The following is a 10,558-nucleotide window of genomic DNA, read 5'->3' on the forward strand; positions in this document are numbered from 1 at the left end:
GGGAAGAACACGAACGCCCGCAGCCCGGTGGCCTCCGGCGCCGAGCCGGTCTCGCGGTAGACCTCGGCGCCGACGACCAGCCACAGCTCGTTGTGGATGACCCTGCGCTGGGTGACGACGTTGCGCTTGGCCCGGCCGTACAGCTCGTTGGGCACGTCGTTCATGTTCAGCGGGCCGTCGGAGTAGGCCAGGTTCTTGTACTCGATCGCGACGCTCCTGCCGGGGCCGTCGAGCGCGGTGGCGAGGTTCTCCAGCTCCCTGGTGGTGGGCGGGGCCTCGCCCTGCTGGAGCGTGCCGACGGGGAACGTGATGCGCCCCAGCTCCCTGGTCACCAGGTCGACGGAGGTGTCCTCGGCCCGCTTGACCAGCGCGGCCTTGGCCAGCTCGAAGCCGATCGTCGCGACCAGGAACGAGGCGGTGACCGCGACCAGGGTGAAGGTGATGACCAGGCGCGCCCGCAACCCGGTGGGGACCGGCCTCACGGAGGGCTGAAGCGGTAGCCGAACCCGCGCACGGTGTGGATGAACACCGGCTCGGCCGGCCGCGGCTCGATCTTCGCCCGCACCCGCTGCACGCAGGCGTCGACGAGGCGGGAGTCGGCCACGTGGGTGTGGTCCCAGACGACCCGCAGCAGGTAGCGCCGGTTGAGCACCTGGCCGGGGTGCCGGACGAGCTCCAGCAGCAGCCGCAGCTCGGTGGGCGTCAGGTGGATCTCCTTGCTGGCCAGCGTGACCTTCAGCGCGCCCCTGTCGATCATGAGGTCGCCGAACGCGATCCGGTCGGAGGTCGACGACTCGGCCCTGCGCAGGATGGCGCGGATGCGCGCGTCCAGGACCCGGGGCTCGACCGGCTTGACCACGTAGTCGTCGGCGCCGGCCTCCAGCCCGACCACCACGTCCAGGTCGTCGCCGCGCGCGGTGAGCAGGATGACCGGGAGCTGGTCGAGCCGCCGGATGCGGCGGCACACCTCGACGCCGTCGATCCCGGGCAGCATGACGTCGAGGATGGCGATCTCGGGGCGGCGGGACCGGATGTGGTCGAGGGCCTCCTCGCCCGTCGCGTACGAGGTGACGGAGTGGCCCTGCCGGGCCAGCGCCAGCTCAAGAGCGGTGCGTACGGAGGGGTCGTCTTCGACGAGGAGAATGCCAGCCACGTGGACAATTATTCTGCTATGGCGGGAGTGCCCGCGTTCTGTCATGAAACTGTGACATGGAGCGCATGGGACCACGAAGAACGCCAGGCAGCCTGAAAGCGGCCCGCCCTTCGGTGACGGGCGCCCGAAGGGCGGGCCGCCCAGTGTGACCAAAATCACAACCTTCGGGAAAGGGTGCGCTAACCAGCCCGTTAGCAAATGTAACGCCAACCAGATATCTGGTTCCGGTTGCGGACCACCCCCCACCACAGGGCAAGCTCATGGGTCGTGAGCCCTGGTCCGCAGTTGAGTGAGCGCCCCGCGCAAAAACCCCCCCGCTCGGCACGCCGACCGGCCCGTTCGCCTGGATCGGGCAAGCGGGTGACGATCATCGTGGTGTCCGCGGTGGTCGTGCTCGGCGGTGGCGGCTTCGTCGCCTACCGGGCGATCCAGAACGCCAACCGGCCTACCACCCCCCTGTCCCTGGAGGACTTCGGCCGGATCGCCTCCGGTGACCTGTACTCCCCGGACGTGAAGGCCGACGCGCTCAAGGAGGCGGGCGTCAAGGCGTACCAGGCCGCCAAGCTCAAGGAGGCCCGCAAGGGCGGCGACCCCGACAAGCTCGACTGGGTCGAGGTCAAGAAGAAGAGCCCGGGCGGCGACGGCTTCCCCTCCGTCGACTTCCCCGTGGGCAGCAACCCGTCGCCGGGCAGCAACAAGTCCACGGCCAAGCAGATGCTGTCCGCCTTCGGGTTCGGCGCCGACCAGTGGGGCTGCCTGGAGCGGCTCTGGCAGAAGGAGAGCGGCTGGAACGAGCGGGCGATGAACCGCTACTCCGGCGCGTACGGCATCCCGCAGTCCCTGCCCGGCACCAAGATGGCCAGCGCCGGAAGCGACTGGCAGACCAACGCCGCCACCCAGATCAAGTGGGGTCTGGGCTACATCAAGGGCCGCTACGGCACTCCTTGCGGCGCCTGGGGACACTCGCAGGCCAGGGGATGGTACTAGGAGGTCATTCTTTCCTTCTGCAATCGGCAAGCCGTCGCGCTCGATGAGATAGGTCGTCGCACGCTGGCCGCATGGGTGTGAAGGTCAGCGTGATCGTCAATGTCCACAACCCGGGAGAGCGCGCGGACGCCTGCTTCCGCTCCGTCCTGGAGCAGAGCATGCCCGCGGACGAGTATGAAGTGATCTTCGTGGACGACGGGTCCACGGACGGGATCGCCGAGCGGCTCGACACCATCGCCGCCGTCCGCAGGAACGTCCGCGTGCTGCACCTGCCGCAGACCGGCTCGCCCATGCGCGGCCGCAACGTCGGCATGGCCGCGGCCAGGGGCGACTACCTCTTCCTCATGGACCACGGTGACCGGCTGGAGCCCGACGCGCTGCCCCGCATGTACGAGCGCGCCGTGGAGACCGACGCCGACGTGCTGGTCGGCCGCCTGGTGCGCGACTCGGGGCCGCCGATGACCGCGTTCACACAGAACAGGGCCCGCGCCGACCTGCTGCGCGACCGGCTGCTCAACCTGCTGACGCCGCACAAGCTCTACCGGCGCGCCTTCCTGGAGGAGCACGAGCTGGGCTTCGCGGTGCCCGGCGGGCAGGTGGCCGAGCAGGCGTTCGCGGTGCGCGTCTACCTGCGTGCCAAGGTCATCGCCGTGCTGGCCGAGCACGTCTGCTGCCACCTGGGCGACCGCGAGGAGACGGAGGAGGAGCCGCGCGCCCTGGTGGCCGAGCTGCGGACGCTGCTCGACGAGGTGGACGCGTACGTGGGCGAGGGCCGCCAGCGCGACCGCATGTACGGCTACTGGTTCCGCTCGACCGTGCTCAGGCCGCTGCTGACCAGCCGGTTCACCGGGTCGTCGGTGGACCGGGGCGCGCACTTCCGGATGATCCAGGAGCTCGTCCTCGACCGCTTCCCCGAGCGGCTCGACCGCTACCTGCCCGTCCAGCTGCGCGCCGTGGCCTGCCTGGTCCGCGCGGGCCGCCTGGACCAGCTCGTCCTGCTGGCCAACTCCTCCCGCCGCGCCGGGCTGCGCGCGGACCTGACCGAGGTCCGGTGGGACGCGCACGTGCTGGTGCTCGGCCTCTCCGTGGAGGTCATGGACGGCGACGGGCAGCCCACCCGCTTCCGCGCCGACGACGACCGGCTGTTCTGGCAGCCGCCCCGCTCGGTGGAGGCCAAGCTGCTGCCGGAGAGCGTCACCGACGTCACCTCCGCCGTGGAGCGGGCCAGGATCGAGGTGTACGTGCGCCACGCCGAGACGGGCGTCATTCACCACCTGCCGCTCGCCTACCACGTCGAACGGGTCCCCGACAGCCGCCGCCAGGCCCGCGTGCAGATCGTCGGCGAGGCCAGGGTGGACGTGACCGCCGCCGCGCACGGCGAGCCGCTCATGCCCGGCCACTGGGAGGTGCACGTGCGGATGTTCGGCGGCGTGCACCAGGCCAGGAGCCGGGTGCGCCGCCCCGAGGGCCCGCTCGAATGCCTCGGCGTGCTCGCGCAGCGGCCCAGGATGCGCCTGGTGGTGCCGTGCTGGACCGACGCGGGAGAGCTGGGCCTGGCCGTCGAGCCGCGCTCGTTCTCCGAGTCGATCGCGCTGGTGTCGCCGGGGGTGACGATCAGGCGGCAGGAGAACCACCTGTACATCGTGCTGCCCGTGCCGTACGTGCCGCCCAGCGGCGGCCCCGCCCTGGAGCTGGTGCTGCGCAGCACCGCGCGGCGCTCCCGCGAGGTGTGCGCCCCCGCGCTGGTCGAGCCCGGCGTGCCGGGGAAGATCGCCGGGCAGCTCGTGGCCAAGGTGCCGGTCACGCGGATGATGCCGGGCCCGGACAGCCTCAGCTCCGGCGCGTGGCAGACGTCGCTGCGCACCTCGGAGGAGGAGATCGGCCTGCGCTTCGCGCTGCACCTGCGCAGGGGCCGGGTCGAGGTGCGGCCCTCGGCCCCCATGGTGATCAAGCGCCGGTCCCCGATGGGCAGGGACACGCTGCTGCACCGGATCGGGCGCCGGCTGCCCGGCGCGCGGCACATCGTGCGTCTGGCGCGCGCGGGCAGGCACCGCTACCTCAAGGACTGACCCACCGCTCCAGCTCCTCGAAGGAGCTCCTGAAGACCGGCAGCAGGGGCTGCAGTTTGTCGGGGTAAATGTCGACGAGGCTGTCGAGGTGGTTGCCGCCCTCGACCCGGTGGTAGCGGAAGGGGCGGTGCGGGCCGACCATCCTGGCGTAGACGTCGGAGTCGCGGGCGATCGGCAGCAGCGAGTCGAGCGTGCCGTGGACGGTGATCAGCGGCTTGGTGATCCGGCCGGTCAGCGCGATCCTCGCGACGGCCGCGTACGGCTTGCGGGCGTCGTAGTCGTAGTCGGCCGCGGCGCCCTCGTACGAGGGGTCCAGCTCCTTCTGGTAGAGCTGCTGGGTCAGCTCCCAGTAGTACTGCCGGTGGAAGGGCCACAGGAACTCCGACCCCGGCGCGAACCCGGCCGCCGCCGGATCGCCCTTCAGCGCCTCGGGCAGGAAGTTGAGCAGATTGTCGCCCTTGACCCGCCAGAGCGTGCCCTCCCAGTCCACGCCGCCGTCGTAGAGCCAGCCGCGGTTCTCCAGCTGCCAGCGGACCAGGTAGCCGCCGTTGGAGATGCCCGCCACGAACGTGCGCCGCGGCGTCCTGCCGTAGCGCTGCCTGACGACCTGCTTGGCGGCGACCGTGAGCTGGGTGACGCGGTCGTTCCACTCGGCGATCGCGTCGCCGGGGCGGCGGCCGTCGGTGTGGAAGTCCAGCCCGGTGTTGCCCTTGTCGGTCGAGGCGAAGGCGTAGCCCTTGGACAGCACCCAGTCGGAGATCGTGAAGTCGTTGGCGTACTGCTCCCTGTTGCCGGGGGTGCCGGCGACGACGAGGCCGCCGTTCCAGCTCCTGGGCAGCCGGATGACGAACTGGGAGTCGTGGTTCCAGCCGTGGCTGGTGTTGGTCGCCGAGGTGTCGGGGAAGTAGCCGTCGATCTGGATGCCGGGGACGCCGGTGGGGTTGACCGTGGCGGCCGAGTGCAGGCCGGCCCAGTCGGCCTGGTCGGTGTGGCCGCTCCTGAGCGTGCCGGCGGTCGTCAGGTCGTCCAGCGTGGCGACGACGGTGTGCTCCGCGCCGGGGACGGTGAGGTGGGCACCGGGCGTCAGCAGGCTCGCCACCAGGGTCAACGCGACGAACATCAGGACTCCGCGAGGTGCTCGGCCAGCAGGCGCTGGAATTCGGCGGGGTGCTCCAGGTGCGGGCTGTGGCCGCACTCGTCGATCACGGACTCGCGGTAGCGGCCGTACCGGTCGAGCGCGGCCCTGGTCTGGGCCACCATGGGCTGCGCGGGCGTGCCGGGGGAGCCGGGCACCACGCCCAGCGCACCGAGGTGGGCCAGGTCCATGAGCGAGGTGTCGGAGACGATCACGTCGTCGGCGCCCCTGATCCACAGGATCGGCGGCTTGGGGTCGATCTCGTGCAGGTCGTCGATCCGGAAGTGGGTGGGGGCGATGGCGTTGAGCACGCCGTGCTTGCCGGGCGCCACTCCGGGCCACTGCGCCGAGCCGGCGCCGTCGCCCGGGTAGTTGGCCTCGCCGACCCGGGTGGTGAGCATGGACCGCAGGTAGAAGTCCTCGTCGGGGACGGGGTTCTTGACGTAGGCGGCACGGAACACCGAGCGCGGCGAAGTCGGGGCTTCGTCGGACATGTCGCCCGCCTTCAGCCGGGCCACGAAGTCCGGGTTGGCCGCCCCCGCGCCCGCGCCGGCGCCGTCCGCGTGGGTCAGCACGCCGTCCACGCCCTCGGTGCCGCCGAACCCGTACGGCGAGACGGGATTGACCAGCGTGACGCTCCTGACCAGCTCCGGACGGTCCCTGAGCAGCTGCAGGACGATCCCGCCGCCCAGGCTCCAGCCGACCACGTGCACCCGCTCCAGGCCCAGCGTCTCGACCAGCTCGGCCAGGTCGTCGGACCAGTCGCGCACGCCGCGCGTGGCGTCCACGGGCTCGGCGTCGCTCTCGCCGAACCCGCGCAGGTCCACCGCCAGCGGCCGGTACGCCCCGGGCAGCGCGGCCATCGTGTCCCGCCAGAACGCGCTGGAGGAGACGTTGCCGTGCACGAACAGCACGGGCTCACCGGTGTCCCGCCCGGCCGTCATGACGTGCTGGGTGAGCCGGGGCGTGGTGACCTTCATACTTTGATCCTTTCGGCCAGGTCGCGGCCCTGGGTCTCTCTGGCGGCGAGGACCGCGACCAGCGTGAGCACGGCCGCCAGACCGAGGTAGAGGGAGATCGGCAGGCTGCTGCCGTAGCTCTTGAGCAGCGCCACCGCGATGATCGGAGCCAGCGCGCCGGCCACGATCGCCGAGAGCTGGGCGCCGATCGAGACCCCGGTGTACCGCATTCTGGTCCCGAACAGCTCGCTGAAGAAGGCCGCCTGCGGGCCGTACATCATGCCGTGGAAGAGCAGCCCGACGGTGACGGCGAGAGTGATCGCGAGGAAGTTGCCGGTGTCCACGAGCGGGAAGAACGCGAAGATCCACACCCCGATGCCGGCGGCGCCCGCCAGGTACATCGGGCGGCGGCCGACCCGGTCCGACAACGCGCCCCACACCGGGATCGTGACGAAGTGGATGGCAGAGGAGATCAGCACGGCGTTGAGCACGGTGGAGTTGGAGATGCCGGTGGTCTTGGCGTACGTGATGACGAAGACCGTGATCAGGTAGAACGAGATGTTCTCGGCCAGGCGCGCGCCGATGGCGATGACCACGTCGCGCCAGTGGTCGCGCAGCACGCCGACGATCGGCGCCCGCTCCTCCGGCTCGGCCTGCTGGAAGACCGGCGACTCGGTGATCGACAGCCGGATCCACAGCCCGATCAGCACCAGCACCCCCGACAGCAGGAACGGCACCCGCCAGCCCCACGCCAGGAACGCCGCGTCCGACTGCCAGGCGGCCAGCGCCGCCAGCACGCCGGTGGCCAGCAGGTTGCCGCCCGGCGCGCCCGCCTGCGGCCAGGAGGCCCAGAAGCCGCGCCGCTCCGCGTCGCCGTGCTCGGAGACGATCAGCACCGCGCCGCCCCACTCGCCGCCCAGCGCGAAGCCCTGCACCAGGCGCAGCAGCGTCAGCAGCAGCGGCGCCGCGGCGCCCACGCCCGCGTACGTGGGCAGGCAGCCGATCAGGAACGTGGCCGCCCCCATCAGCAGCAGGCTGACCACCAGCAGCCGCTTGCGGCCGAGCCGGTCGCCGAAGTGGCCGAAGATCAGGCCGCCGAGCGGGCGGGCGACGAATCCGACGGCGTAGGTGAGGAACGCCAGAAGCGTGCCGGTCAGGGGGTCGGCCTCGGGGAAGAAGAGCTTGTTGAACACGAGAGCGGCTGCCGAGCCGTACAGGAAGAAGTCGTACCACTCGATGGTGGTGCCGATCAGGCTCGCGGCGACGATCTTCTTGATGGAAGTGGCCATGCCGGTCACGCTAGGGAGTGACCGGCGTCACTCATATGGCGTCGGGGCCCACAGTCTGTGCTGGGGATGTGTGGCCGAGCCGGTGCAGGCGCAGCGCGAGCTGGATCTCCAGCGCCCGCTCGGGCTCCAGCCAGCCGTCGCCCAGCAGCTTGCCGACCCGGTCGAGCCGCTGCGTCACGGTGTTGACGTGGATGTGCATGGCCTCTGCCGTACGGGAGGGGGAGCCGCCGGAGCCGAAGTAGGCGGCCAGCGTGCCGGCCAGGGCGGTGCCCCTGCGGGCGTCGTACTCGACCACCGGGCCGAGCACCGAGGCGACGAAGCCGCGCACGTCACGGCCGTCGCCGACGAGCAGGCCGACGAAGCCCAGCTCACCGGCGGAGGCGCCGTCGCCCGCGCGGCCGAGCGCGATCAGCGCCTCGGCGCAGCGGCGCGCCTCGTGGTAGGCGGCGGCCACGCCGCTCGCCTCCGAGGCGTCGGCTCCTGGGCCGTTCGCCGGTGACACGCCCGCTGGTGAGGCGCCTGCCGATGACGAGCCCGCCGGTGTGGTGCCCGCCGGTGAGGCGCCCGCCGTCGCCGGAGTGCCCAGGGAGGCGCTCAGCTCGGTCGCCACGCGGTGCGCCATGGCGCCGGCGTCCCGGCCGGGCAGCAGCAGCACCACCTCGCCGGCCCGTCCGGCGGCGAGCCCGTGCCGCAGCGCGGCCTGCGAGGACGCCCAGAACGCGGCCCGCTCCCGCTGCCCGTCGTGCCGCGCCACCACCACGACGTGCGGCGCCGACAGGTCCACCCCCAGCCGCCGCGCCCGGTCGGCCAGGCCGGGCGAGCCGGGCCGGGTGATCAGGTCGTCCAGCAGCTCGCCCCTGACCCGCCCCTCAGCCTCGGCCACGCTCCTGCGGAACAGCAGCAGCAGCGCGCACACCAGCGCCGCCCGCTCCAGGATCCGCCCGTCGGCGTCGTCGCTGCGCAGGATCAGCGTGCACAGCGGCTCCCCGCCGACGTCCACCGACGCGATCAGCAGATCCGCCCTGCGCACGGTACGCCCCAGCGCCCGCGACGCCTGGGCCGCCTCGAACACCCCGGCGTCGAGTTCGCCCACATCGCCGGTGATCGGCTTGCCCAGGTCGTCCAGGACCGCCAGGGAGCCGCCGAGCACGTCGGTCACCACGGCGGCCACGTCCTCGATCCCGCCGCCGCGCAGCACCAGCGACGTCATCCGGTCGTGCGCCAGCGCCGCCCGCTCGACCGCCTCGGCGTGCTCGCGGGCCGTGCGGTGCGCGCTGGACAGCTCCTCCAGCGCGTTCCTGGTCTCCTGCAGCAGCCGGGCGTTGTCGATCGCGACGGCGGCGTGCGCCGCCAGGCTGGCCAGCAGCGACACCTCCTCCTGGTGGAACGGCCGGGCGCTGCGGTTGGCCGCCATCAGCACGCCTATCACCCGCTTGCCCAGCCGCAGCGGCACGCCCAGGATCGCGACCAGGCCCTCCTCCTTGACGGCCTCGTCGATGTGGGTCTTGTGCTGGAAGCGGGCGTCGGCGAAGTAGTCGGCGGTCGAGTACGGCGTCGCCGTCTGCGCCACCAGCCCGCCCAGCCCCGCCCCCATCGCCAGCCGCAACGCCCGGAACTTGGCCGAGATCGACCCGTCGGTGACCCGCATGTACGTGTCGCCCTGCTCGGGGTCGTGCAGCGTCATGTACGCGATGTCGGTCGCCAGGAGCTGCCTGGCCCGGTGCACGATGGCCTCCAGCACGGCGTCCAGGTCACGCAGCGCCGCCAGGTCGCCGGCCGTGTCGTAGAGCGCCGACAGCTCGGCCTCGCGCCTGGCGCGCCGCTTGAGCAGCGCGCGCACCTTCAGCGCCTCGACCTTGGCCTGCTCCAGCTCCTTGATCGCCGCCGGATCCGCGCCCGCCGCCCTGGCCTGGATGATCGGCCCCTCGAACTCGACCGCGGACGCCTCCCGCGCCAGGAGTTCGAGGAAGCGTGTGCTCATCAATGGGCCGTCCAGCCGCCATCGATGGGGATCGACACGCCCGTGATGAACGAGCCCGCGGGGCCGCACAGGTAGGCGACCATCTCGGCGACCTCGTCCGGCTCGATCAGGCGCTTGATCGCCGCCGGCTGGAGCATGACGTCCTCGACCACCTGCTCGCGCGAGATGCCGTGCACCTCCGCCTGGTCGGCGATCTGGCTCTCCACCAGCGCGGTGCGCACGTACGCGGGGCACACGCACGTCGAGGTCACCCCGTGCGGCGCGCCTTCGAGCGCCAGCGCCTTGGAGAACCCCTCCAGCGCGTGCTTGGCCGTGACGTAGGCCGACTTGTACGGCGAAGCCCGCAGCCCGTGCACCGAGGAGACGTTGACGAAGCGCCCCCAGCCCCGCTCGTACATGCCGGGCAGCACCCGCCGCGCGATCAGGAACGGCGCCTGCACCATGACCTGGACGATCGCGGCGAACACCGCGGGCGGGAACTCCTCGATCGGCGCCACGTGCTGGAACCCCGCGTTGTTGACCACGATGTCCACCGGCTCGCCGGGCAGCAGCTCGACGAACCCCGGATCGCTCAGGTCGGCCGTCACCGCCACCCCGCCGACCTCGGCGGCTACCTTCCCGGCCGCCTCCCCGCTCTTGTCGGCGACCAGCACCCTCGCCCCGCCGGCGGCCAGCCGTCTCGCGCAGGCGGCCCCGATCCCGGCCCCGCCCCCGGTGACGAGCGCGGTCCGCCCCGTCAGCTCCTTCGCCATGAGACCGACCCTAAGCGCTCGCATGCGATCACCGGCATGGGTGCCGGCGACATAGATCCGTGCCTCGTTATGTGCGCGGATCTTCGTGGTACGGTTTTCCCATGCACGCGTATTCGTACTCCTGGTGGCCCGCCTCCTAGGCGGACCTCCTCGCGTCATACGCATCCCGGCCGCCTCGACGAGGCGGCCGTTGTCATGTCCGGCCCCCTGTCGAGCACCTCAGACGAAAGGGC

Annotated in this window: 8 protein-coding genes and 1 pseudogene; 2 read left to right on the forward strand and 7 right to left on the reverse strand. The window is 71.9% G+C overall.

Annotated elements, in window-relative coordinates; all coding sequences use genetic code 11:
* Positions 1-482 (reverse strand): annotated as a pseudogene (locus KME77_RS22995) (sensor histidine kinase); the annotation flags it as partial.
* A complete protein-coding gene (locus KME77_RS23000) occupies positions 479-1,153 on the reverse strand; it encodes a response regulator (protein ID WP_219471008.1) in 675 nt (224 codons plus the stop codon). The gene KME77_RS23000 and the pseudogene KME77_RS22995, both read right to left, overlap by 4 nt.
* Positions 1,154-1,513: 360 nt before the next feature.
* On the opposite strand from KME77_RS23000, the gene KME77_RS23005 reads away from it, so the two are divergent.
* Positions 1,514-2,140, forward strand: a complete 627-nt coding sequence (locus tag KME77_RS23005; RefSeq protein ID WP_308250839.1) for an aggregation-promoting factor C-terminal-like domain-containing protein — start codon at positions 1,514-1,516, stop codon at positions 2,138-2,140.
* Between the two features lie 71 nt (positions 2,141-2,211).
* Positions 2,212-4,209 carry a glycosyltransferase family 2 protein gene (locus KME77_RS23010; RefSeq protein ID WP_219471009.1) on the forward strand — a complete coding sequence of 666 codons (1,998 nt, stop codon included), beginning with the start codon at positions 2,212-2,214 and terminating at the stop codon, positions 4,207-4,209.
* Here the strand turns inward: KME77_RS23010 and KME77_RS23015 are convergent.
* The 5 genes from KME77_RS23015 to KME77_RS23035 are packed head-to-tail and all read right to left on the reverse strand — an operon-like array spanning position 4,199 to position 10,325.
* A complete protein-coding gene (locus tag KME77_RS23015; protein ID WP_219471010.1) occupies positions 4,199-5,329 on the reverse strand; it encodes an alpha/beta hydrolase family protein in 1,131 nt (376 codons plus the stop codon). The two genes, KME77_RS23010 and KME77_RS23015, sit on opposite strands and share 11 nt — an antisense overlap.
* The gene (locus KME77_RS23020) at positions 5,329-6,324 is read right to left on the reverse strand and encodes an alpha/beta fold hydrolase (protein WP_219471011.1); all 996 of its coding nucleotides are present in this window, start codon (positions 6,322-6,324) and stop codon (positions 5,329-5,331) included. Before KME77_RS23020 ends, KME77_RS23015 begins: the two co-directional genes overlap by 1 nt.
* On the reverse strand, positions 6,321-7,592 hold the full coding sequence (locus KME77_RS23025) for an MFS transporter (protein WP_219471012.1): 1,272 nt from the start codon (positions 7,590-7,592) through the stop codon (positions 6,321-6,323). The genes KME77_RS23020 and KME77_RS23025 overlap by 4 nt, the downstream gene beginning before the upstream one ends.
* 31 nt (positions 7,593-7,623) lie before the next feature.
* Complete coding sequence (locus KME77_RS23030; RefSeq protein ID WP_246610561.1) at positions 7,624-9,573, reverse strand: helix-turn-helix domain-containing protein; 1,950 nt, start codon at positions 9,571-9,573, stop codon at positions 7,624-7,626.
* Positions 9,573-10,325, reverse strand: a complete 753-nt coding sequence (locus KME77_RS23035; RefSeq protein WP_219471013.1) for an SDR family NAD(P)-dependent oxidoreductase — start codon at positions 10,323-10,325, stop codon at positions 9,573-9,575. Before KME77_RS23035 ends, KME77_RS23030 begins: the two co-directional genes overlap by 1 nt.
* Between the last annotated feature and the right edge of the window lie 233 nt (positions 10,326-10,558).

It is taken from the genome of Nonomuraea rhizosphaerae (genome assembly GCF_019396405.1).
GTDB classification, from domain to species: Bacteria; Actinomycetota; Actinomycetes; order Streptosporangiales; family Streptosporangiaceae; genus Nonomuraea; species Nonomuraea rhizosphaerae.